Origin of the sequence: Nocardiopsis sp. RV163, assembly GCF_001029525.1 — a bacterium.
GTDB classification, from domain to species: domain Bacteria; phylum Actinomycetota; class Actinomycetes; order Streptosporangiales; family Streptosporangiaceae; genus Nocardiopsis; species Nocardiopsis dassonvillei.
Window position 1 is genome coordinate 23350 of record NZ_LEKI01000027.1, and the last position, 21796, is coordinate 45145.

Here is a 21796-nt window from a genome sequence, read left to right on the forward strand (position 1 = left end):
GGCCCACCCACCGCTCGGAGGATCCGCCGTGACGGTGCCGCGCGCCCCGCAGCAGCGTGTCGACGCCTATCCCGGAGCCCGCCCCCGGGGAGGGGCGCGGAGCCCCTTCCCCGGAGCGTACGCGGCGTCCGCGGGCCCCGCTGGACCTCTGGACCTCTGGGCCCAGCGGACCGCCGAAGCCCCTGTCCCGCCGTGCCTACCGGGGCGCGGGACGGAACCCGGCGATGGGGTTCTCCAGGGTGCCGACCAGTTGCAGGCCCGCGGACGGGTCCTCCAGATCGACCATCTGGCGGTTGTTGCGCAGTTGCAGCCGGTTCAGGCACGAGAGCGCGAAGCGTTCCGCGAACAGGTCGTCGCGCGCGAAACGCTCGGCAAGGTGGGGCGCCGACGCCTGGTAGCCGGCCACGCACGCGGCCACGGTGCGCCAGAAGTCGGTCTCGGACAGGACGCCCTCACCAGCGAGGATGCCGTTGAGGAAGCGCAGGAAGCAGTCGAAGACGTCGGTGAACAGCGACAGCACCCGCATGTCCTCGGGCACCGCTCCCTGGACCCGCTCGACCCCGGCTGGCAGTTCGGCGTCGTCGTTCATCACCGCGATCTCCTCGGCGATGTCCTTGAGCAGGACCCGCTGGGGCACCCCGTCGCGCAGGACGAGGATGACGTTCTCCCCGTGCGGCATGAACACCAGGTCGTGGGCGTAGAAGCAGTGCAGCAGGGGGACGAGGTACGCGTCGAGGTAGCGGCGCAGCCAGTCCGCGGGCTCCAGGCCGGACTCGGCGATGAACTCAGCGGCGAGGGACCTCCCCCGGGCGTCGGTGTGCAGCAGCGAGGCCATGGTGGCCAGGCGCTCACCCGACCGCAGCCGTGTCACCGGGCTCTCGCGCCACAGCGCGGCGGTCATCTTCAGGTAGGGCGACTTCTCCGTCGAGGCCTGCGCGTAGTGGGTGGTGCGGTAGCCCACCGCGGCGATTTCGCGCAGGACCTCCACGCGCGTGGCGCGCAGGAAGGGGTCGTCGGCCACGACCGAGGCGACCCAGTCGTTGATGGCCGGGGTGGCCTCCATGTACTTGGCGGACAGCCCGCGCATGAAGCCCATGTTCAGCACCGACAGCGCGGTCTTGACGTAGTGGCGCTCGGGGGCGGATGTGTTGAAGAAGGTGCGGATGGACTGCTGTGCGCGGTACTCGTCGGGTCCGTGGCCCAGGCACACCAGGTCGCGGCGGGCGACGTCGGCGGCGAAGGTGACCGCCAGCCGGTTCCACCACTGCCAGGGGTGGACCGGGATCAGGTGGTAGTCGCCGGGGTCCAGACCCGTGTCGGTCAGCCGCGCGTCGAAGACGGCCAGGGCCTGGGCGCCGAGTTCGCCGCGCAGGAGTTCCTCGCGGTCCAGGTCGGCGGAGCAGCTGAACGTCGTGCGATCGCGCCGGGCGGCGACCCACACCAGCCGCACGGGGGCGGCGGCCTCGGGGGCGTAGGCGCGGTACTCCGCGGCGTCGAAGCCGAGGCGCCCGTTGTTGGCGACGAAGCAGGGGTGGCCCTCGGTCATCCCCGCCTCGATCTCCTGGAACCCGGCGCGCGCCAGTTCGGCGGCGCTCGGCTGCGCGTCCGACATGCGGTAGGCGCTGCTGGCCAGGGTGCTGGTGATCTCCTCCAGGTAGACGGGCAGGACGTCCTCGTCGAGGGCGAGCGTCTTGCGCAGGTCCAGGACCAGGTCGAGGGCGTCCAGGGGCAGGCGCGCGCCGTCGCGCCGCAGGTCGCGGCGGACGATGCTGTCGGCCTCGATCCGCCAGTGCTCCAGGGCCATGACACGGGCCGCGAACCGGTACTCGACGCCGCCGTCGTCGCTGGTGACCGAGAAGAGGCCGTCGGGGCCGGGTTCGGGGCTGAGCAGCCGTTCGTGGGCGAACTCGGCCAGGGCCTTGCGCACGAGCAGCCGGTTGGCGCGCTCCCAGGTCCGGGGGTCCAGGTGGCCGACCGCGTCGCGGGGGTCCCGGAGGCGGGGCCCGTGGGTGCCGGGCCGGGTGGTGGGCGTGGTCATCGGCCGATGCCTCCTGTGGTCGGGGCCGCTGCGACGGCGGCGCGGAACTGGTCGCGGGTGCAGGTGCTCAGGTGGGCGTCCTTGTCCTTGAGGGCCACGGTGTTGAGGACCCGGAAGCCCATGGCGGTGTTGAGGGTGTGGACGGCTGTGTTGCGCACGTCCGGTTCGACGACGACGCGTCGGGCGGCGGGGTCGGAGAGGAGCAGTTCCATGGCGGTGGTGATCACGGCGCGGGTGAAGCCGTGTACGGGCGTGTCGGTGGGCGCCACCAGGAAGTGCATGCCGGTGTCGCCGGGGAGCACCGGGTAGTGGGCGGCGAGTTCGCTGTGGCCGGGGTCGTAGCGCTCGACCAGGAACCCGGGGGTGCCGCGCCACTCGCCGACGTAGGCGTGTTCGTGCGGGGAGGCGGCCATGGCGCGGTAGTCGCGGGCGACGTCCTCCTCGGTGGCCTCGGACATGAGCCAGAAGCGGGATTTGGGGTGGGTGAGCCAGCGGTGCAGGAGGGGGGCGTCGGCGTCGGGGTCCACGGGCCGGACGCGGAACTCGCCGAGTTCGGGGTCGGTGCGGGTGAAGACGGCCGCGGCGGCCTGGTCGGGCGCGGTCGGTGCCGGTGTCCGGTCCCTCATCGGCGCGCCGCCTCCCGGGCCGGTCCGGAGGCCGGGAGGGCCGCTTCCAGCGCATCTTCCCGGTTCGGGCCGTTCCCGTCCCGGGCGTCGGCGTCCGGTGCGCGCTGCGCGGGTGCGCCGAACTCCTGGAAGGCGATCGAGCGCTCGACGGCGTAGGGCTCGCGGCCCAGCATCGCGCGCAGGATGCAGGAGTTGCGGTAGGCGCCCATGCCCAGGTCGGGGGCGACGAAGCCGTGAGTGTGCAGTTCGGCGTTCTGCACGAAGACCGCGCCCCGGGCGGACTCCGGTCCGCGGCCGTCGTCGGGGGAGCCGTCCGCGCCGGTCGGGTCCTCCCCGGCGGGCGGCGCCCCGCGGTCGACGCGGTAGTCGCGGCGCACCGCGAAGCGCCCGGACCCGTCCCAGGCGAGGCGGTCGGTGATGGGCTCCAGGAAGTCCGGCATCCGGTACTGGTAGCCGGTGGCGAGCACCAGGCCCTCGGTGTCGAGGGTGAAGTCGCGCCCCTGGTCGGTGTTGCGCAGGTCCAGGGTGTAGGCGCCGCCCGCCGCGTCGTGGCGGGCGCCGGTGACCTCGGTGGCGGTCATCAGGCGTACGGGCGGCGGGCCCAGGCGGCTCTTGACGTAGAGCAGGTCGTAGATGGCGTTGATGAGGTCGGAGTCGATCCCCTTGTACAGGTTCTTCTGCGAGGCCACGAGGCGGTCGCGGGTGGGGGCCGGGAGCGCGTGGAAGTGGTCGGCGTACTCGGGGGAGGTCATCTCCAGGGTGAGCTTGGTGTACTCCAGGGGGAAGAAGCGCGGGGAGCGGGTGACCCAGTTGAGCTGGTAGCCGTGTCCGTCCAGGTCCCGGAGCAGGTCGTGGAAGATCTCCGCGGCGCTCTGTCCGCTGCCGACGACCGTCACGCTGCGCTTGTCGCGCAGCCGCCGCGCGGAGGGCAGGTAGCCGGAGCTGTGCACGGCGTCGCCGGGCAGGTCGCGGCAGGGTTCCGGCAGGTAGGGGGGTGTGCCGGTGCCGAGTACCAGGCGCCGTGCGCGGTGGGTGTGCCGGGCGCCGGTCGCGGTCTCTGTGCTGTGCAGCAGGTAGAGGGCCTGGTCGGGGTCGTACTCCACGGAGTCAACGCGCTGGCCGAAGCGGACTGCGTCGCCCAGGCGCCGGGCGGCCCAGCGGCAGTAGTCGTCGTATTCGGCGCGCAGGGGGTAGAAGCGCTCGCGGATGTAGAAGGGGTAGAGCCTGCCGGTCTCCTTGAGGTAGTTGAGGAAGGAGAAGGGGGAGGTGGGGTCGGCGAGGGTGACCAGGTCGGACATGAAGGGGGTCTGGAGTTCGGCTTCCTCCAGGAGCATGCCGGAGTGCCAGGAGAACTCGGGTTTCTCGTCGAGGAAGAGGCCGTCCAGGTCGGGGATGGGCGCGGTCAGGCAGGCCAGGCCGAGGTTGAAGGGGCCGATGCCGACGGCGGCGAAGTCGTGGATTCGGCCGGGGTCGGCGGCCGGGTCGGGGTGGCGGCTGGTGGTCAACGGGACCTCCCGGTGGTGGTCGGCTGGGCGGGGTCGGTGCGGGCCTCGGGCGGGGCCGGGAGGTCGGGTGCGTGGTGTGCGTTCACGAAGTGGTCCACGTGCGCGGCGATCAGGTCCAGTACCTCGGCGACGTCCTGCGTGGTGGCCCTGGGGTTGAGCAGGGTGAGTTTGAGGTGGGGTCTGCCGTCGACGGTGGTGCGGGCCACGAAGGCGCGGCCGGAGGCCAGCAGCGCCTCGCGCGCGTAGCGGTTGGCGGCGTCGGCGGTGTCGGGGTCGGCGCCGGGGGCGGCGCAGCGGAAGACCAGGGTGCTCAGGCTGGGCCGGGTGACGACGGTGAAGCGGGGGTCGGCGTCGAGCAGTGTCCAGGCGGCGGCGGCCAGGTCCAGGACGCCGTCGAAGAGGGCGCCTACGCCTTCGGCGCCCATGACGCGCAGGGTGAGCCACAGTTTGAGGGCGTCGAAGCGTCGTGTGGTCTGCAGGCTCTTGTCGACCTGGTTGGGGGAGAGCAGAGGGGTGCTGCCGTCCGAGCGCGAGTTGAGGTAGTCGGCGTGGTAGGTGACGTGGCGCAGGACGTCGCGGTCGCGGACCACGATCGCGCTGGAGCTGACCGGCTGGAAGAAGGACTTGTGGAAGTCCACGGTGACGGAGTCGGCGCGTTCGACGCCCTCCAGCAGGTGGCGGTGGCGCGAGACCAGTAGTCCGCAGCCGTAGGCGGCGTCGACGTGCATCCACACGCCGCGCTGTCGGCACAGGTCGGCGATGCGGGGCAGGGGGTCGATGCTGCCGAAGTCGGTGGTTCCGGCGGTGGCGACGACGGCGATGGGCAGGAGTCCTTCGGCGCGGCATCCGCGCAGTTGGGCGGCGAGGGCGTCGGGGCGCATGCGTCGTCTGTCGTCGCAGGCCACGGTGATGACGGATTCGTAGCCCAGGCCGAGGAGGGCTGCGGACTTGGCGACGCTGAAGTGTCCGGCCTCGGAGGTCAGGACGCGCATCCTGGGCAGGAGTTCGGCCAGGCGTGTGTCCTGGCCCTCCTGCGCTTTGGCGCGTCGGTGGGCCTCGTCGCGCGCCATGAGCAGGGCCTGGAGGTTGGACTGGCTGCCGCCGCTGGTGAAGACGCCGTCGGCGGTCTCTCCGAAGCCGACGCGTTCGCACGTCCAGTCGATGAGCCGCTGTTCGATCAGGGTGCCCCCGGCGCTCTGGTCCCAGGTGTCGAGGGAGGAGTTGACGGCGGACAGGACGGTTTCGCCGAGCAGCGCGGGCAGGACCACGGGGCAGTTGAGGTGTCCCATGTAGCGGGGGTGGTGGAAGTAGACGGCGTCGTCGAGGTAGACGCGTTCGAGTTCGTCCAGCGCCGCGCCGGGGTCGTGGAGCGGCTGGTCGAGGTCGACCTTGTCGATCTGGGGGCGCAGGTCCTCGGCCGTGGCTCCGGTGAGCGGCCGGTCGACCCCGGCGATGCGACGGGCGACGCGGGCCGCGGCATCCCCGGTCAGGTCGCGGTAGTGTTCGGCGCTCCGGGCGTCGAACAGCTGTGTCCGGGGGTCGTCGGGGTCCTGGTCGGAGGGGGGTGCAGGCTCGGGCCTGGTGCCGAGGGCACCGGCGTTCCCGTGCAGCGGGCCCGGTGCGGACCGCGCGAGGGAGCTCATGGATCATCCTCCTGGAAACGGGCATGCCGACAGCATCCGCGAAGCGGATGTGGGCATGGGTTGAGGAACTTCGCGAACACTCTTATGTAGGTCGCCCTAACTAAGGGGAGGCTAGCCTAAGCGACCGGACTCGTACAGTGTGAGGAGGGTTACAGCGGCGGCCGTGGTGGTCGCGCGGAGTGATTGGAAGCCGCTGGCCAGGGCGAACGCGCATGGTACGGAGTGCTGCGGTCCTCGCGGGCAACGCACATCCGACACGGCGGTCTTTTCTGGCGACATCCGATGTTTATCCCTCCCGGCATCCATGCGGCGTTCCGGCAGAGGTCCGCGGACCGCTACGCGCCGGGGAGCGGTCGGCGTCGTGGCCGGGCGGGTCGGCCACGGTGCCGGAGGGCCTATACGGCCGGTTGCGACACGGAACCCTCGTGCCGCCGGGCTTTCTGGGATCATCGGGGCAGAACGGACCACCCCCTGCGCGCGGAAGCGGTGCCATGGCCAACCCCCCACACGACGGCGCACCCTCCCGTGGAGGCTCCCGACCGCACCGGAACACCGAGGTGCGTCGGGGGCGGGCGCGGCGCCTGACCAGCATCGCGGCCCCGGTACTGGCACTCCTGGTCGCCAGCACCTCCTGCTCCCTGACCGGGGAGTCGGCACAGGAGCCGTGGGAGGTCCGGATCTCCGTGCGCGCGCTCGCCGAAGGGCCCCTCACGCCTCGCGCCGACCACAGCCTGGTCTGGTCCGGCGAGGAGGTCCTGGTCTGGGGCGGACACGCCTCCGGCCAGCACGATTCCTTCTCCGACGGCGCCGCCTACTCTCCCGGGAGCGACACCTGGCGCCCCCTGGCCGACAGCGGCCTGGAGTCCAGGACCCGCCACAGCGCCGTCATGGTCGGGGGCCGGATGCTGGTCTGGGGAGGTTTCACACCGACCCACGACGGCGGTCAGGACGCGCACCTGGCACGGGACGGGGCCCTCTACGATCCCGAACGCGACGTCTGGGAGCCGATCGAGCCCGCGCCGGAGAGCAGGTACAAGGCGCGCGGAGTGGTCGCCGACGGCCACGTCGTCTTCGGCGGCGGGCGCGGTGGGCAGGGCGGCGGGAGGGACTTCCTGGTGTACTCGCCTGAGGAGGACGCGTGGCGCACCGTCCCGCTGCGCCACGAGGCCGAACACGCCACCGTCTACGACCCGGCGGCCCTGGACGGCACCGTGGTGGCCGTCGGCGGCTCCCGTGATGGGATGTTCCTGGCGACGATGCGCCTCGGGCAGGAGGCCGCCTCGGTCCGGGACGTCTCCGACCTTCCCGGGGCGAGGGAGCAGGACGCCTCCGTCGGGCTGGCGGCCTCGCCCGGGGGGCGGATGCTCCTGGCGCTGAGAGGCGGTGAGAGCGCGGGCGTGTACGAGGTCGGTCCGGCGGGCGCGGAGCCGTCGGACACGTTGGACTACTCCGACTTCCGTCCTCCGGTGCCGACGTACACCGGAGGTCTGCTCACGGGAGGAATGGACTTCTCCGACGGACTGGGGCTGGTCGCGACCGGACCCGGAGAAATCAGCCTGTGGGACCCCGGCACGGGGCGGTCCCGCCGTTTCCGGACCGAGGCGCTGTCGGGGCACTGCGGCCCCCTCGTCCCCGTCGCCGGGGACGCGCTGGTCGGCTGGGGCGGTGCGGGCTGCGGGCCGGCCGGTGTCCGGGTCGACGTCTCGGTCCCCGAACCGGGGGAGGAGTCGGCGTCGTGACCGGGCGGACGCGGATGAGCGCGGCCGCGCCGGTCAGACGGACGCGCCCTTGCCGGTGGCCATGACGGCCGTGCGGACCGCGTTGCGCAGTCCGGGGGCGGCGGCGTCGAAGCGCTCCTGGATCGCCTTGACCGCGGGCCGGTGCCGCCAGCGCTCGTTGGGGGCGAACACGGTCCACACGTCGCCCTCGGTCGCGATCGCGACCAGGGCCGCGTCCTGGAGGGGTACCGCCGCCGGGTCGCCGCCGCCCAGGACCGCCTCGCGCGTGCGCTCACGCAGCCGGTCCACCTCCTCGGGCCGGTCGGGGACGACCGTGCGGGTGGGGAACACCCCCAGCGTCCGGCCGCGCCTGACCGCGACCGCCCCGTTCGCGACCAGTTCCCCGCGCACCATCTCCTCCGCCCTGCCCATCTGGGGGTAGAGGAGGCTGATCCAGTGGTGCGGCTCGTTCGGCGACAGGTCGGCCAGGACCCGGGCCAGGAACGGGTCCCGGGGAGCCCGGGCGATGGCGCGTGTCACCATGCCGTCGCGGGGGCTCAGCAGACCGCCCAGGGCCAGGTCGGCCAGCGCCGCGGCGCACAGCAGTTGGCCGCGGTAGCCGGCGCTGACGGGGTCGAACCGGTTCTTGTCGGTGTCGTAGCTGAGCAGGTAGAGCCGCTGCGGCAGCGTCAGGTCCATGTCGTTGTCCTCTCGAAGGCGTCCTCTCGGAGAGCCCGCACGCGGCGGGAGTCCTCGCGGGTCCCGCCGGGCTCTGCCGTGGAAGTACCCCGTCCGCGTGCGTGGACGGCTCTTCCCGGGGTCCTCACCTGCGCGGTTCCCAGCGGAAGATCCGGGTGGCCGCCGCGACGGCGACGACGACCCAGGCCAGCGTGGGCGCCAGCAGGAACAGGGATTCGGTGACCGGGACGCCGCCGCTCCAGGCGTTGACGACCAGTTCCGAGGCAGAGCCGCCGGGCAGCAGCCGCTTGAGCAGGGTCAGTTCCTCGGTGCCGGTGAACCCGACCCATCCGGAGATGGCCAGGACGCCGATCATGATGGGCAGCGTGGTCACCTGGGCGTGGTCGGGGGAGTTGGTCAGTCCGGCCGTGGCCAGCCCCAGGCCCGCCATCATGACCATCGTCGCGACGACGGCCGCCGCCAGCAGGAGCGGGTTCTCCGGGGCGCCGCCGACCACGGCCAGCACGGCCAGGATCACGGTCACCTGGACCAGCGTGACGGCGGTGACCGGCAGCAGCAGCCCGGTGAGGATTCCGGCGTCGCCAGACGCCGTGGAGCGCAGCCGCTTGAGGAAGAGGTTCTGCCTCCGGGAGGCGAGCGTGGTGACCGAGGTGGTGTAGAGCCCCATGGTCACCACGAGGAACACCAGGATCGAGGCGATGGCGCCCAGGTCCACTGCCTCGCGCAGCGCGGGGAAGGTCTGGTGCATGTAGATGTAGAACGCGCTGGAGGCCGCCGGGACGATGAGCATCGTGACCAGAACCAGCCGGTTCCGGAAGATCTGGATCAGCTCGCTCTGAGCGATCGGGAGCATGGTGCGGGTCCTTTTTCCTGGAAGGTGCGGGGAGTCGGAGCGTGTTCGGCGCGGGCCGCCCGCCGCGCCGCGGGGCGCGGCCGCGGCCACTGAGAGAACCGGTTGGGAACTGTTTTCTGAGCCGGTTTCAGCTTGTGGGGTTGGTTCGGGCGCCCACGGGGTTCTGGAGGTGCCGGAGGTGGGGCTGCGAGGAACGAGCCGTCTCACCGTAGGCGCCGAAGGTTCCCGTGCTTCGGGTGCCCGGACACGGACCGAAGCGGAGCGGAGGTCCGAAGAACACTGCCTAGTCGTCGCCGATGGAGCGGAAGACGTCGTCGAGCCGGGTCGGCCCGGCCTCCAGCCCTCGCAGTTCGACCGCGTTGTCCTGTGCCCAGCCCAGCAGGGTGTACAGGTCCTTCTGCAGGCCCAGGGTCTCGACGAGGAACGCCCCGTCGCCCTGGCGCGCGGCCTGGACCGGCGGCGTCGGCGCGCTGTCGGGCAGGGAGAAGCGGATCGTGGCTGGAAGCGTCTGCGTCAGCTCGGCCACGGTGCCCTCCCGGTGGAGGGAGCCCTTGTGCATCAGCCCGATGCGGTCGGCGCGCTGCTGGGCCTCCTCCAGGTAGTGCGTGGTCAGCACGATGGTCGAGCCGTCCTCGCGCAGCCTGTCCACTGCCTCCCACAGCCCGTCCCGGGACTGGATGTCCAGACCGGTGGTGGGCTCGTCCAGGAAGATCAGCTCCGGCGACCCGTACGCGGCGGTGGCGAAGTCCAGCCGCCGCTTCTCGCCGCCCGAGAGCTGGGACACCTTGGTCCCGGCCTTGGCTGTGAGGCCGACCATGCCGAGCACGCGTTCGACGGTGTCCGTGCGCCGGGTGAGCCCGCCGATCAGGCGGACCGACTCCTTCACCGTCAGGTCCGGGGAGAACCCGCTCTCCTGGAGCATGATGCCCACCCGGGGCCGCACGGCGCGCCGGTCGCGCGGGTCCTGGCCGAAGACCCGTACGGTGCCCGAGGTGGCGGTGCGGTGGCCCTCGACTGTCTCCAGGGTCGAGGTCTTGCCCGCGCCGTTCGTGCCGAGCAGCGCGTAGAGTTCCCCGCGCCCCACCTGGAGGGACAGGTCCCTCACGGCGTGGAAGTCCCCGTACTTGAGGTTGAGCCGTTCGACGTCGATGACTGCTGTGGAGGTCATGCGTCCATTGCAGCGCTCGCCGCGCCCGCGGGGCAGTGGGACCACATCACCAACTGGCCGTGACGTTTGTGGGGGTCAGCCCATGACGCGGTGTCACTGGTGGGCCAGGCTCGATCGGCGGAATACTGGGAGGGCCCACCGTCCCCGAACCCGAAGAGCAGCACATGGACACCCGGCCCCCGTGCACACCGCCAACGGCCGTACCGGCGCTCCCGCCGACTCCCGGAGCGACCCCCCGGCCCTCGACGGAGGAGCGGTGAGCCCCTTCCGGAACGTGTGGAGCGCTGGGGCCGAACACGCCGAGACGACGCAGGGGCGGCTGTACGCGCTCAACCTCAACACGGTGACCACGTCGCTGGTCGCCGTGGGCGCGATCCTGGTGTCGATCGACTCCGACTCCCCGTGGGACGCCCTCAGCCTGGCGCTGGGCCTGGCGGCGGCGCTGACGGCCGTCACACAGGGCGCGGCGGGCCGCCTCTCGCGCGTCGCGCTTCCCTGCCTGGCCGTCACCGCGGTCGTGTGGCTGCTCGGGGCGCTGCTCTGGGACAACGCGTCCGGGTCCTACGGATTCGCCGTCGTGGCCACCCTCGTCGTCCACCAGCTCTCGCGCCACCGGACCGCGGTGACCGCGGGGCTGATCGCCTTCGCGGCGGCGGTGCCGCTGGCGAGGCTTCTCGTGCGCGAGGACATCCTCGACACCCTGGTCCAGTATGTCCTGGTCTCCTCCGCCGTCGCCCTGGTCGGCGTCGTGCTCACCTACCTCAACCAACTGGTCCGCGGCCTCGTCGCGGAGTTGGCGGCGGCGCGTGAGCGCGAGGCGGAGCTGGCCGTGGCCCAGGAGCGCATGCGCTTCGCCAGCGACCTGCACGACATCCAGGGCCACACCCTGCACGTGGTCAAGCTCAAGACCGCGCTGGCCCGCAAACTGGTGCGCGCCGACCCCGACCGCGCCGAGGAGGAACTCGGCGAGATCCAGTCCCTGGTGGGAGACACCATCACCCAGACCCGGGAGCTGGCCCACGCCCAACGGCGCCTGAACCTGTCCGCCGAACTGGAGAACGCCAAGAACCTCTTCGAGGCCGCCGACATCGACGTGCGCGTGGACCGCGAGGCCGAGGCGGCCCCGGGCGCGGGCGAGCTGCTGGGCCAGGTGCTGCGCGAGACCACCACCAACATCCTGCGCCACGCCCAGGCCTCGCGGGTGCGCATCACCCTGACCGAGACCGGCATCACCATCGTCAACGACGGCGCCGCCGAGGAACCGCCCGCGCGCCTGCGGGGGCTGGCCACCCTGCGCGAACGGGTGGCCGACAGCGGCGGCGAACTGACGGTGGAGCACGCGGACGGGCGGTTCACGACCGCCGCGGAGTTCCCCCGCCCGGCCCCGGAACGACCCACCACAACGCGGAAGGACGACCGATGACCACCGTGGTACTCGCCGACGACGAGGCCCTCCTGCGCAAGGCGATGGCCGCCCTGCTACCGCTGGAGGGGGAGATCACCGTGCTCGCCGAGGCGGAGGACGGGGAGGAGGCGGTGCGGGCCGTGCTGGACCACCGGCCCGACGTGCTCGTCATCGATCTGGAGATGCCCAACGTGGACGGGCTCGGTGCCGTCGAGCGGATCCGCCGCGAACTGCCGGACCAGGTGATCCTCATGCTCACCCGCCACGCCAGACCCGGTGTGCTCCGCAAGGCGCTCAAGCTCCGGGTGCAGGGGTTCGTCAGCAAGTCCGCGGAACCGGCGCACATCGCCTCGGTCATCGACAACCTGCACCGGGGCAAGCGGTGGATCGACCCGGACGTCTCCGCGCTCGCCGTCATCGACGACTGCCCCCTCACCGACCGCGAGGTGGACGTGCTGCGGGCGACCAGCGAGGGCTACTCGGTCGCCGACATCGCCGCCCAGCTCCACCTGGCGGAGGGCACGGTGCGCAACTACCTGTCCAACGCGATGCAGAAGACCCAGACGCGGACCCGGCACGAGGCGGCGCGGTACGCGCGCGAGCACGACTGGCTGTGAGCCCCCGGCGCCGCTCGTGCGGGCGCCCGCTTCCCGGACGCCGCGGTCCCGTGACACGGGACCGCGGCGCCGTCCCCACGCATCGGTGACCTCGCGTTTCGCGTCCCACCAGTGACACCACGTCATGGTCGGCCTCAGCGCGGTGTCACGGTGAAGTCGTGACGCCGTCGCACTGCCGGGCGGGCGCGCGAACCGGTGGAATAGGGGACATGAACTTCACACCGGCCGCCACCGGGAGACACCCGGAGCGAACGCGGGACACCCCGTCGCCCCTTCCCCGCACGGGGGCGGCGCGGACGCGACCGCGACGGGCGCCGACCCGGCGGCGGAGCCGGACGAGGACGTGAAAGAGAGGAACGACATGGCACGCAGCGGCACGACCGCCGACCGGAACCTCCTCGAATCCCCCGAGCACACCGACCCGACCGCCTCCCCGGACGGAGTGACCATGAGCGAGCACCGCCCCGCCGCCCAGCCCGAGCAGTCCCCCAGCACCGCCCAGCCCGAGAAGCCCGTCGACACCAGGCAGGCGGCGATGGACGCGGCGGGCGGCCCGTGGGGCATGGTCCTCTCGGCGATCCCGGCCCTGGTCTTCGCGGGCGCCATCGGCTTCGTATCGCTGCCGGTCGCCGTCGTGATCGCGATCGCCCTGGCCGTGGTGATCGCCGCGGTGCAGCTCTGGCGCGGCAAGCCCTTCAGCTCCGTATGGGGCGGGGTGTTCGGCGTCGCGGTGGCCGGAGGCATCGTCACCTGGACCGGATCGGCCAACGACTTCTTCGTGATCGGGATCTGGGCCGCGCTGGTGGTGGGCGTGGTCACGCTCGCCACGACCCTCATGAACCGCCCGGTGACCGGCGTCGTCTGGAACGCCGTGCACGGAGGCACCCACGCCTGGCGTGAGGACCGGCCCACGCTGGTCGCGCACCACGCCGCCACGTTCGCGGTGCTGGTCATGTGCGTTCTGCGGTTCGTGGTGCAGGGCTGGCTCTACCTGGCCGACTCCACCGGCTGGCTCGCGGTCGCCGACACCGTGATGGGCTTCCCGCTGACGGCGCTGGTCGCCGTGGTGGTCATCTGGGCCTTCCGCCGCTCCACCAAGCGCCTCATCAAGTCCGCCGAGCGGGCCTGACCGCGCCCGCCGGCCTCCGGGCTGCCCGCCCCGCCGCACACCGGCGCCCCCGACACCCCGCCGCGCGGGCCGACTCCCTCGGCCCGCGCGGCGGGGTGTCCGGCGCGTACCGCACACGCCCCCGTCGGCGCCGCGGGGCCGACGGCGGTCCCGCGCTCCCGGCCGAGCCCGCCGTCCCCTGTCCGGGAGGGCCTTTCCCCCCGCTGCGGAACACGGCCCCGGGGCGAGGATCCGGGCTTCGAGCCGGGCCCCGCCCGCACGGTGTGGATAGCATCGGTGCTAGCGGTTTCCCCGGCCTCGGCGGGAACGCGACCGCGTGAGCGCCGGGGGCCGCGTTCCGTGACGTCAACCCCCTGTCTACCGAGGTGGATGCCCCTATGTCCGACGATGCGTCCCCGTCCACTGCCGCCTCCGCCGGCAGCCCGCCGCAGATCGACACCACCCGGACCCACTCGGCCCGGATCTGGAACTACTGGATGGGCGGCAAGGACCACTACCCGATCGACCGCGAGGCGGGCGACGCGGTCGCCGCGGGTTTCCCCGAGATCGTGGACCTGGCCCGCACCAGCCGGGAGTTCCTGATCCGCGTCGTGACCCACCTGGCGGGCGAGGCGGGCATCCGCCAGTTCCTCGACATCGGCACGGGCATGCCCACCGCCAACAACACCCACGAGGTCGCCCAGTCGATCGCCCCGGAGGCCCGCGTGGTCTACGTGGACAACGACCCCCTCGTGCTCGCGCACGCCCGCGCGCTGCTGGTCGGCACACCCGAGGGGGTCACCGACTACGTCGACGCCGACCTGCGCGACCCCGACGCGATCCTGGAGCGGGCCGCCCGGACCCTGGACTTCGACCAGCCGGTCGCGCTCATGCTCATGGGAGTCCTGGGCCACGTGCCCGACGACGAGGTCCTGCCGGTCGTGCGCCGTCTGGTGGACGCGCTGCCCCCGGGCAGCTACCTGGCGAGCTACGACGGCACCAACACCAGCGAGGCCTACAACGAGGCCATCGAGGTGGGCAACAAGCAGGGCGTGGTGCCCTACCTCCTGCGCAGCCCGGAGGAGGTCGCCGCCCGCTTCGAGGGCCTGGAGCTCCTGGAGCCGGGCGTGGTCCCCTGCCCCCTGTGGCGTCCCGCCCCCATCGAGGTCGGCTCCCGGCGCGGCATGGACCAGTACGGCGGCGTGGCCCGCAAACCCTGACGCCGGGCGGTGCCGGTACCGCCCGCGCCCCGGCTTCGGGCGGAACCGGCGCGCGCTCAGTGCGCGGGGTGGACCTCAGCGCGGTCGACGGCTTGGGCGCCGGTGTCGGCGATCTGCGCCTTGAACTCGTAGTGACCGGCCGGGTCGTCGTCGGCCGCGCCGCCGCACGCTGACACCCCGCTCAGCCGACTCCCCGTTCGGGGGAACGGGGGCGCTCAGGACACCGCGACGTAGACGGTGTTGGACGCGTCGTGGTCCTGCTGGGGGTTGGGGAAGTCCACGACCTCCGCGCGCGCCGTGGTGAAGACATCCGCCAGCAGGGCGGTGAACTCCTCCTCCGGCGCGTCGTTGGACCACAGCGCGAAGACGCCGCCCGGCGTGAGCAGGCGCTCGCGCAGGCGGCGCAGCCCCTCGGCCGTGTACAGACCGGCGTGGCCCGGGTGGAGCAGGTGGCGCGGCGAGTGGTCGATGTCCACGATCACCGCGTGGAACGGCTCCGCGCCCAGGTCGGGGGCTGGCCCCGACCCGGCGCCGACCGAGGCGAAGAAGTCCCCGTGCTCCAGACGGCAGCGGGAGTCGGAGACCAGCGCCGCACCCGAGGGGATCAGCCCTTCGCGGTGCCAGTCGATGACCTCGCCCAGGGCCTCCACCACGACCAGGGAGCCCACGCGCGGGTCCTCCAGCACCGTGTGGGCGGTGTAGCCCAGGCCCAGGCCGCCCACGGCGACGCGCAGGCCGTCCGCCCCGTCCAGCTCGGCCAGGGCCAGCCGGGCCAGTTCGACCTCGGCAGCGGTGAACAGGCTCGACATCAGGAAGTCGTCGTCGAGTTTGATCTCGTAGACCTCCTTGCGGAAGAGGGGGTCGTGGCGGCGCCGGAGGCTGAGCTCCCCCATGGGGGTCGCCCGCCAGTCCAGTTCCTGAAAACGGGCGCTCATCCGCTTCTCCTGCTCGTCGTGGTGCTCGGGTCCCCTTCGTACCACGTACCAGAGGGGGCCGGGCAGCGTTCGGGGCCAGTCGGCGCAAGCCGGTGCCCGGCGCCCGGCGGGTCAGGGCCCCGTCGTGACCTGGGCGGTGAGGCCGTCCAGCACCACCTCACCCGCGTAGGCCCGGCCCGGGTCCTCCTCCAACAGGTACACCCGTGAGACCGTGACCGGGTGCCCGACGTCCTCGGGCACCTCCAGGCGCACGTCGCGCCAGCCCTCCCAGTCCACGGCGGGGCCCTCCAGGGAGTGGCCGACACCGTGCGCGTCGGTGAGGCCGAGCATGAGGCGGGCGCCGTTGCCGTCGCCGCGCACGCCCACCGTGAACGCGAAGGCCTGGCGGTCCGGGGCGAGCGGCTCCGGCGGGTGGGCGGAGGCGGTCCGGGTGCGGATGTCGCGGCTGAAGTCGTAGGCCAACGCCAGGCCGGGGCCGTCGCGCCCGGCCGCGGGGCGCAACTCGGCGCCGCCGCGCGCGGACCGCGCCGTCCACTCCCGGGCGTCCTCGAACTCCGCCAGGGGAGCCGTCCGCGTACCGATGGAGAACGGTATCCGCGTGCTCACCCCGCCCGCGCTCACGGTGAGGACTCCCGACCCCTCTCCAGTCCCCGACTCCTCTCCGGCCTCCGAACCCTCCCCGGCGCGCGGGCGCACCTCGAAGCCGCCGTCGCCCCGGTCCACGACCTCGACCAGGTCGGGGACGGCCCCGACCCGTGCGTCGACCGGTTCGACGGGCGCCCGCCGCCCGTCCCCGGTGACGCCGGTGAGCACGAAGGAGGCGGTGTCCTCGGCGGAGGCCATGCCCAGGCGCTGGGGCGCGGCGAGGAGCGAGTCCGGGGCGGGCAGCACCTCCAGGCCGACGGTGTCGCGGAGCGGCCCCGCCCGTCCCGTGACGGTCACCGGTCCGGGGTCGGCCGCCGCGAACCGGGGGCCGTCGCCGTGCCCGCTGGGCGCGGACAGCTCAAGTTCACCGGTGCGGTCGTCGGGGGAGCGGGGCGCGCCGGGCCCGGACGGTCCGAAGGCCTCGTCGTGCCCGGTGGCGGCCAGGGTGCGGTGCATGCCGGTGAACACGCGGCGGGGGTCGGCCTGGGGCGGCACGGGGGAGCCGTGTGCGGGCCGGGGCTCCAGGGCGGGCCGCAACCACATGCCCGAGGTCCGGGCCGAGCCCTCGGGCGCCGTGACCACCAGGCCGTCGGGGACCTCCCGGAGCCGGTCCCCGGCGCGGTTGCGCGGCACCGGACCGGTGCCGCCGGGTTCGCGCACGAGCAGGGTCGAGGACCCGCCGCCGTCCAGCTCCAGCGCCTGCTCGGCCCCGGACGCGGCGAGCAGCGCGGCGACCTCCGCGAGCGTGGATCCGGCGTGGCTACTGTTGCGCCCGTCCGCGGTCACCACGTGCATGACCCCGCCGTCCTCGGAGAACCCGATCGCGGTGCGCGGCGCGCGGGAGTCGTCCTCGACGGGGACGGGTTCGCCGTCGCGCACCAGCACGTGCCGTCCGCCCACGACGACGCGGGGTTCGACGCCCTCGGCCGTGAGGGTGTGCTCCACCTCGACCGGGTCGCCCTCGGACAGGGCGGCGATCCGCTCCGCCGACGAGCCGCGCGCCACCAGGACCTGCTCGTCCTCCTCGATCGGGCCGCTGCCCGGGGTGCCGCTTATCCGCTCGACCGCGCCCCCGGAGACCACTGCCTCGGCGACGGCCGTGTCACCCGGGTCGGCCCCGGGTTCGTGCACCGTGTGCGCGCGGGGGTGGTCGCCCCAGTCCGACGTGTACAGGCCGAGGCCGTCCGCGGGGACGGCGGAGGTGTTGAGGGCGTCGAGTTCGAGGTCCCCCGACGGCAGGGACGCGGTTCCGTCGAAGGAGACCCGGCGCACGCTGCCCCTGCCCCCGGCGTCGATGACCGCGGCGTTGGCGAACCCCGGGTCGGGCGAGGTGAGCAGGCGCCCGTCGCTCATCCCGGCGCCCAGCGGGGCCTGGGTCGCGCCGATGTCGAAGTAGCCGCCGTTGACCGCGGCGACCACGGTGGAGCCCTCCGGGGGGTCGGCGGCGGCGACCATGTCCGCCACCGTCGCGGGGGAGGTGAGGCCGCCCCCGTCGACGTACTCGACCCCGATGTCCTCGGTGAGGTCGACGGTGAGGAGGCTGGCGAACTGCTCCCCCTCGTCCCCCGTGGCGGGGATGGGGCCGGAGGCGAGGCCGACCCCGGCGGCGATTCTCTCCTCCACGGCCCCGGCGATCCCGCTCACCGGCGCGGTGGCGTCGGCCGCCACCGGGGACGACGGCGCGGCCAGGACCACGGGTACGACCAGTACGGCGACCACGGGGACGGCCGCGGAGCGGACGGGGCCCGGGGGCCTCGGACGGGACGGGTTCACGGGGCACCCCTTCGCGGGAGGGTTCGTCTGGGCGGTGGGCGGCGCGCCCGGTGCCCGGTCGTGCACATCCTCCACGACGGGTGCTCTTTCCAGCGGCGGTACACACCGGAGGGTGAGGACGTGGACACGGGGAGAAGAGCCCGAGGACTTTTCTCCCCGTGCCCCGGACACGGACTGCACGGTCCTCGAACGAACCGGTCCGGAACGCATGCTCTGACCTGCGAGGACGACGGGCGATACGGGATGCGGGTTCGTATACGGGAGTTCCGGCAGGCTTCCGTCGACGCGCTAGCGCTTACGCTTTCGGAACAGCAGGCCGTTTGCTGTGGCGACACCGGCGACCACGATCGCTGCCCCCGCCGACTGCAGGGCCGTGGGGTGCTCGCCCAGGACCAGCGCGGACAGGCCGAGCGCGAGTACCGGCTGGACCAGCAGCAGCCCACCGGTCGTCGTCAGCGGCAACGAGACGCTGCCGTGGTGGATCAACAGCCAGGCGGCCACCTGACCGAGCACCGCCAGGAGCGCGAGCAACAGCCACGACCGGACTGGGATCCCGTCCAGCTGGATACCGCCGGAGACCGGCGAGACCGCGACAGCGGCGACCGCGGCGGAGGCCGACGCCCAGGTCAGCGGTTGAACGAACAGACCCTGTCCGCGGCGTGCCGACCGGCGGGTGATGAACAGGTACACGCCGTAGCCGCAACCCGCCAGGACACCGAGCAGCACACCGATGCTCGTGTCCGGCCCTCGGAGGGAGGCGTTCCACAGCCCGCCGACCAGGCTGATCCCCAAGATCATCAGCGGGAGCGTGACGACGAAGCGCGTCGTGACCCTCTCCCGGTCGACGAGGAAGGCCAGCACGGGCAGAACCAGGACCTGTACGTTGACCAGGACGGTGCTGATCCCCGCGCCGACGTAGTAGATCGAGGCTGTCCAGGCGGCGTAGTCGATGCCCAGAGCGGCTCCGGCGGCGAGGGACCACAGCACACCGCCGCGTGAGAGTGCCCCCGACCGCGCCCGTTCCCGGAGCGCCAGGGGGACCAGCACGACCACGGCGATCGCGCACCGTGCCACCGCGGTCGTTGCGGCGTCGACGTCGGCCAGCTTCACCAGGACCGCCGAGGCCGAAAGGCACAGCGCTCCGGCCAGGACCAGGGACGACGCGACGATGGGGCCGTCCCTTCCCACCGTTGCGCCAGGGTGGGGAGTACTGTGCGACGGGCGTGGAGCGACAGAGGACATCACTCGACAGTAGGTGCGCACCTGGAGCCAGCACTACTTCATAGTTCTACCCATTTGTGTTAAGTACTCCTTATGACTATGGGATGGGACCGTCTCCGCGTACTGGACGCCGTGGCCCGGACGGGATCGGTGACCCGAGCCGCCACGGCACTGCGCATGACCGGCTCCGCCGTGTCACAGCAGTTGCGACGCATCGAAGCCGAGACGAGGACGAAGATCGTGGTGCCGGAGGGACGCGGTCTCCGTCTCACCGCGAAGGGAGAGGTACTCGCCGGATACGCTCGGCAGGTGGCCGAGGCCGTACGGAGGGCGGAGAACGATCTTCATCGCGACGAGACCTACATCGGCCATCTGCGTGTCGCGGCGATCGCCTCCGTCATCCGGAGCGTGCTCGGCTCCAGGCTGACCGCGTTCCAACGCGAATACCCCCGCGTGCGGGTGTCCGTCGAGGACGGGGAGACCGGAGACCACCTCGACCGCCTCGCCGCCGGTGCCGTCGACCTCGTGCTCGCCGAGTCCTGGAGCGCCTCCCCGCTGCGGCTGCCGACGGGTGTCATCGCGGAGCAGCTCACACGAGAAGCCGTGTTCATCGCGGTCCCGGTAGACCACCCCCTGTGTTCCCGTGGCTCTCTCGGCATCCGTGATCTGGCCGGAGAGCGCTGGGCGACCTGTGCCCAGGGTTCGGACGCCCACACCGCGCTCGAGCAGGTCGCGCGCCGACACGGCGTCGAGCTCGACGTGTCGTTCCACGTCGCCGACCATCTGACCCAGCTCGCCTTGGTGCGGGAGGGACTGGCCGTCGCCTGTGTCCCGATCCCGGCTGAGGACGGCGACCCGAGAATCGCCTGTCTGCCGCTCGACACCGAACTGCATCGCGACATTCTGCTTCTGGAGCGGGCACAGACCGCCTCGTTGGCGCTCCAGGCCCTCAGAACGTGCTTGGTGGACGGATCGCGGACCGCTTCCGCCGGCGTGGCGCCCTGACCGGGCCGTAGGTCGCCACGACGGCGGAAACCGTCTCCGTCTACCGCTTGCGCACCGGGTGGCCGCTGGCGATCGAGACGCGGTTGAAGGCGTTGATGAGGGTGGTGGTCCACTCCACCGCGGAGATCTGGGCGGTGGTCAGACGGGCCGCCGCGCGGGCGTTGACGGCCTGTCGGTCGACCGTCGGGTCGAGCACCGTCAACGACTCCGCCAGTTCGAGTGCGGCCCTCTGCTCATCGGTGAACAGTCCCGCTTCGCGCCAGGCGGGCAGCACGTCCAGGGTGCTCTGCTCCACCCCCGCCTCGCGCGCCTTGGGGAGGTGGACGCTCAGGCAGGTGGGGCACCCGTTGATCTGCGACACCCGGATGTTGACCAGTTCGATGGTGTCGTCGCCCAGGCCCGCCTGCCGTGCCGCGGTCCTGGAGGCCGCCGCGGCCTTGAGCATCGCCGCGTAGACCTCGGGGTGTTCCTTGTCGATGTAGGGGCGCTCCGCTCTCATGCGCCGCCCCCCTCGACGGTCTCCTCGACCAGGGCGAGGTCGGCAGGCCTCGGTCGACGGAACCGTCCGCCCTGTGCCGTGTACTCGTCGCCGTGCTCTCGCAGGTGCTTGGCGAAGAGCGGGCACACGGGGACGACGGTGAGGTCCCTGCGGGCGCTGTCGGCCAGCGCCTCACCGACCAGCAGCCCGGCCAGGCCCCGGCCGCCGAACTCCGGTGCGACCTCGGTGTGGAAGAAGACGCGCTCACCGGGGCCCCGGGGCGGGTCGACGAAGTCCGCGCGCCCGACGGGGGCGCCGTCGTCCAGGCTCACGGTGTAGGCGCTGACGGCGCGTGACTCGTCCAGCGCGATGTGGACGACGGCGCCGGTTCTGTCTGTTCGCGGCTCTCTCACGGAAGGCCTCTCTGGTGGGGACGGTGTTCGGCTCGGTCGGTGGCGGACAGGGGACGCCCGGCCCGGGTGGGGCGAGAGCGGGCCGTGGGCACGGGGACGGGTTCCGGGCGCGGCCGAAGGGCGATCCGCAGCGGGGGCGCGCCGTCGCGGCTCAGCCCGTCGCCGCTGATGTGTCCGGGGCGCCTCGGGCGGCGAGCAGTGAGGCGTGGGTGGGCGCGTCGGGCACGTGCGCGGGCCGCCCGGCGGCGAACTCCCTGCGCAGCACCGGAACGACCTCCTCGCCCAGCAGGTCGATCTGTTCCAGGACCGTCTTCAGGGGTGTGCCGACGCCGTCGACGTTGAAGAGTTGGCGCTGGTAGTGGCCGAAGCTGTCGCGGAAGGTCAGCGTGCGGTCGATGACCTCCTGCGGACTGCCGATGGTCAGCGGGGTCTGGTCCATGTACTCCTCCAGCGACGGCCCGCCGCCCATCAGGGGGTGGTGGTCGAAGTAGGGGCGGAACTCCTTCACCGCGTCCTGGGAGTTCTTGCGCATGAACACCTGTCCGCCCAGGCCGACGATAGCCTGCTCGGCCCTGCCGTGGCCGTAGTGCTCGAAGCGACGGCGGTAGAGCGAGATGAGCTTCTTGGTGTGCGTGGCGGGCCAGAAGATGTTGTTGTGGAAGAAGCCGTCCCCGTAGTAGGCGGCCTGCTCGGCGATCTCGGGGCTGCGGATGGAGCCGTGCCAGA

The 21796-nt window shown here is 72.6% G+C and carries 19 protein-coding genes; 6 read left to right on the plus strand and 13 right to left on the minus strand.

Translation table 11 applies throughout. The features are described from left to right. Positions 1-196: 196 nt before the first annotated feature. Genes ABD54_RS07710 through ABD54_RS07725 form a run of 4 tightly spaced genes read right to left on the minus strand, consistent with a single transcriptional unit; the run spans position 197 to position 5812 of the window. On the minus strand, positions 197-2038 hold the full coding sequence (locus tag ABD54_RS07710) for an IucA/IucC family siderophore biosynthesis protein (protein ID WP_047868729.1): 1842 nt from the start codon (positions 2036-2038) through the stop codon (positions 197-199). Next, positions 2035-2664, minus strand: a complete 630-nt coding sequence (locus tag ABD54_RS07715; RefSeq protein WP_047868730.1) for a GNAT family N-acetyltransferase — start codon at positions 2662-2664, stop codon at positions 2035-2037. The genes ABD54_RS07710 and ABD54_RS07715 overlap by 4 nt, the downstream gene beginning before the upstream one ends. Further along, positions 2661-4169, minus strand: a complete 1509-nt coding sequence (locus ABD54_RS07720) for a lysine N(6)-hydroxylase/L-ornithine N(5)-oxygenase family protein (RefSeq protein WP_047868731.1) — start codon at positions 4167-4169, stop codon at positions 2661-2663. Before ABD54_RS07720 ends, ABD54_RS07715 begins: the two co-directional genes overlap by 4 nt. Then, positions 4166-5812 carry an aspartate aminotransferase family protein gene (locus tag ABD54_RS07725; RefSeq protein ID WP_047868732.1) on the minus strand — a complete coding sequence of 549 codons (1647 nt, stop codon included), beginning with the start codon at positions 5810-5812 and terminating at the stop codon, positions 4166-4168. The genes ABD54_RS07720 and ABD54_RS07725 overlap by 4 nt, the downstream gene beginning before the upstream one ends. Positions 5813-6303: 491 nt before the next feature. Here ABD54_RS07725 and ABD54_RS07730 point away from each other — a divergent pair, with 491 nt between their 5' ends. Beyond that, complete coding sequence (locus ABD54_RS07730) at positions 6304-7551, plus strand: kelch repeat-containing protein (RefSeq protein WP_082166732.1); 1248 nt, start codon at positions 6304-6306, stop codon at positions 7549-7551. 33 nt (positions 7552-7584) lie between these two features. Here the strand turns inward: ABD54_RS07730 and ABD54_RS07735 are convergent, their stop codons facing one another. The 3 genes from ABD54_RS07735 to ABD54_RS07745 all read right to left on the minus strand — a co-directional run bounded on the left by ABD54_RS07735 (position 7585) and on the right by ABD54_RS07745 (position 10250). Beyond that, complete coding sequence (locus ABD54_RS07735) at positions 7585-8229, minus strand: GPP34 family phosphoprotein (protein WP_047868733.1); 645 nt, start codon at positions 8227-8229, stop codon at positions 7585-7587. Between the two features lie 124 nt (positions 8230-8353). Further along, the gene (locus ABD54_RS07740; protein WP_047868734.1) at positions 8354-9082 is read right to left on the minus strand and encodes an ABC transporter permease; all 729 of its coding nucleotides are present in this window, start codon (positions 9080-9082) and stop codon (positions 8354-8356) included. Between the two features lie 283 nt (positions 9083-9365). After that, positions 9366-10250, minus strand: coding sequence for an ABC transporter ATP-binding protein (locus tag ABD54_RS07745; protein ID WP_047868735.1), 885 nt, complete (start codon positions 10248-10250; stop codon positions 9366-9368). A gap of 256 nt (positions 10251-10506) precedes the next feature. Between ABD54_RS07745 and ABD54_RS07750 the strand changes: the two genes are divergently transcribed. The 4 genes from ABD54_RS07750 to ABD54_RS07765 all read left to right on the plus strand — a co-directional run bounded on the left by ABD54_RS07750 (position 10507) and on the right by ABD54_RS07765 (position 14600). Next, entirely contained in the window at positions 10507-11673 is a 1167-nt protein-coding gene (locus ABD54_RS07750) for a sensor histidine kinase (RefSeq protein ID WP_047868748.1), read from the plus strand. Next, positions 11670-12272: a DNA-binding response regulator gene (locus ABD54_RS07755; RefSeq protein ID WP_047868736.1), complete on the plus strand. Its 603-nt coding sequence runs from the start codon at positions 11670-11672 to the stop codon at positions 12270-12272. The genes ABD54_RS07750 and ABD54_RS07755 overlap by 4 nt, the downstream gene beginning before the upstream one ends. A 361-nt stretch (positions 12273-12633) precedes the next feature. Beyond that, entirely contained in the window at positions 12634-13401 is a 768-nt protein-coding gene (locus ABD54_RS07760; RefSeq protein WP_053063558.1) for a DUF3159 domain-containing protein, read from the plus strand. 377 nt (positions 13402-13778) lie between these two features. Beyond that, entirely contained in the window at positions 13779-14600 is an 822-nt protein-coding gene (locus tag ABD54_RS07765; protein ID WP_047868737.1) for an SAM-dependent methyltransferase, read from the plus strand. 215 nt (positions 14601-14815) lie between these two features. Here the strand turns inward: ABD54_RS07765 and ABD54_RS07770 are convergent, their stop codons facing one another. The 3 genes from ABD54_RS07770 to ABD54_RS07780 all read right to left on the minus strand — a co-directional run bounded on the left by ABD54_RS07770 (position 14816) and on the right by ABD54_RS07780 (position 19141). Then, positions 14816-15535: a spermidine synthase gene (locus tag ABD54_RS07770; RefSeq protein ID WP_047868738.1), complete on the minus strand. Its 720-nt coding sequence runs from the start codon at positions 15533-15535 to the stop codon at positions 14816-14818. A gap of 111 nt (positions 15536-15646) precedes the next feature. Then, a complete protein-coding gene (locus ABD54_RS07775) occupies positions 15647-17953 on the minus strand; it encodes a phosphodiester glycosidase family protein (protein ID WP_082166734.1) in 2307 nt (768 codons plus the stop codon). A 288-nt stretch (positions 17954-18241) separates the two neighbouring features. Next, positions 18242-19141 carry a DMT family transporter gene (locus tag ABD54_RS07780; RefSeq protein ID WP_235432007.1) on the minus strand — a complete coding sequence of 300 codons (900 nt, stop codon included), beginning with the start codon at positions 19139-19141 and terminating at the stop codon, positions 18242-18244. Positions 19142-19273: 132 nt separating this feature from the next. Here ABD54_RS07780 and ABD54_RS07785 point away from each other — a divergent pair, with 132 nt between their 5' ends. Beyond that, positions 19274-20179 (plus strand): LysR family transcriptional regulator, encoded by a 906-nt coding sequence (locus ABD54_RS07785; protein WP_047868752.1) that lies wholly within the window; start codon positions 19274-19276, stop codon positions 20177-20179. A 40-nt stretch (positions 20180-20219) separates the two neighbouring features. Here the strand turns inward: ABD54_RS07785 and ABD54_RS07790 are convergent, their stop codons facing one another. The 3 genes from ABD54_RS07790 to ABD54_RS07800 form a co-directional block, all read right to left on the minus strand. After that, the gene (locus tag ABD54_RS07790; protein WP_047868739.1) at positions 20220-20678 is read right to left on the minus strand and encodes a carboxymuconolactone decarboxylase family protein; all 459 of its coding nucleotides are present in this window, start codon (positions 20676-20678) and stop codon (positions 20220-20222) included. Further along, entirely contained in the window at positions 20675-21070 is a 396-nt protein-coding gene (locus ABD54_RS07795) for a GNAT family N-acetyltransferase (RefSeq protein ID WP_047868740.1), read from the minus strand. Before ABD54_RS07795 ends, ABD54_RS07790 begins: the two co-directional genes overlap by 4 nt. A 151-nt stretch (positions 21071-21221) precedes the next feature. After that, positions 21222-21796: LLM class flavin-dependent oxidoreductase (locus ABD54_RS07800; RefSeq protein ID WP_047868741.1), on the minus strand; the 575-nt coding region annotated here is incomplete at its 5' end.

Bases quoted from the DNA above. Each gene is read 5' to 3' on its own strand.
- ABD54_RS07715 (WP_047868730.1), bottom strand. From the start codon at position 2,664: ATGAGGGACCGGACACCGGCACCGACCGCGCCCGACCAGGCCGCCGCG.
- ABD54_RS07770 (WP_047868738.1), bottom strand. From the start codon at position 15,535: ATGAGCGCCCGTTTTCAGGAACTGGACTGGCGGGCGACCCCCATGGGG.
- ABD54_RS07730 (WP_082166732.1), top strand. From the start codon at position 6,304: ATGGCCAACCCCCCACACGACGGCGCACCCTCCCGTGGAGGCTCCCGA.
- ABD54_RS07745 (WP_047868735.1), bottom strand. From the start codon at position 10,250: ATGACCTCCACAGCAGTCATCGACGTCGAACGGCTCAACCTCAAGTAC.
- ABD54_RS07740 (WP_047868734.1), bottom strand. From the start codon at position 9,082: ATGCTCCCGATCGCTCAGAGCGAGCTGATCCAGATCTTCCGGAACCGG.
- ABD54_RS07725 (WP_047868732.1), bottom strand. From the start codon at position 5,812: ATGAGCTCCCTCGCGCGGTCCGCACCGGGCCCGCTGCACGGGAACGCC.
- ABD54_RS07785 (WP_047868752.1), top strand. From the start codon at position 19,274: ATGGGATGGGACCGTCTCCGCGTACTGGACGCCGTGGCCCGGACGGGA.
- ABD54_RS07765 (WP_047868737.1), top strand. From the start codon at position 13,779: ATGTCCGACGATGCGTCCCCGTCCACTGCCGCCTCCGCCGGCAGCCCG.
- ABD54_RS07755 (WP_047868736.1), top strand. From the start codon at position 11,670: ATGACCACCGTGGTACTCGCCGACGACGAGGCCCTCCTGCGCAAGGCG.
- ABD54_RS07760 (WP_053063558.1), top strand. From the start codon at position 12,634: ATGGCACGCAGCGGCACGACCGCCGACCGGAACCTCCTCGAATCCCCC.
- ABD54_RS07790 (WP_047868739.1), bottom strand. From the start codon at position 20,678: ATGAGAGCGGAGCGCCCCTACATCGACAAGGAACACCCCGAGGTCTAC.
- ABD54_RS07735 (WP_047868733.1), bottom strand. From the start codon at position 8,229: ATGGACCTGACGCTGCCGCAGCGGCTCTACCTGCTCAGCTACGACACC.
- ABD54_RS07710 (WP_047868729.1), bottom strand. From the start codon at position 2,038: ATGACCACGCCCACCACCCGGCCCGGCACCCACGGGCCCCGCCTCCGG.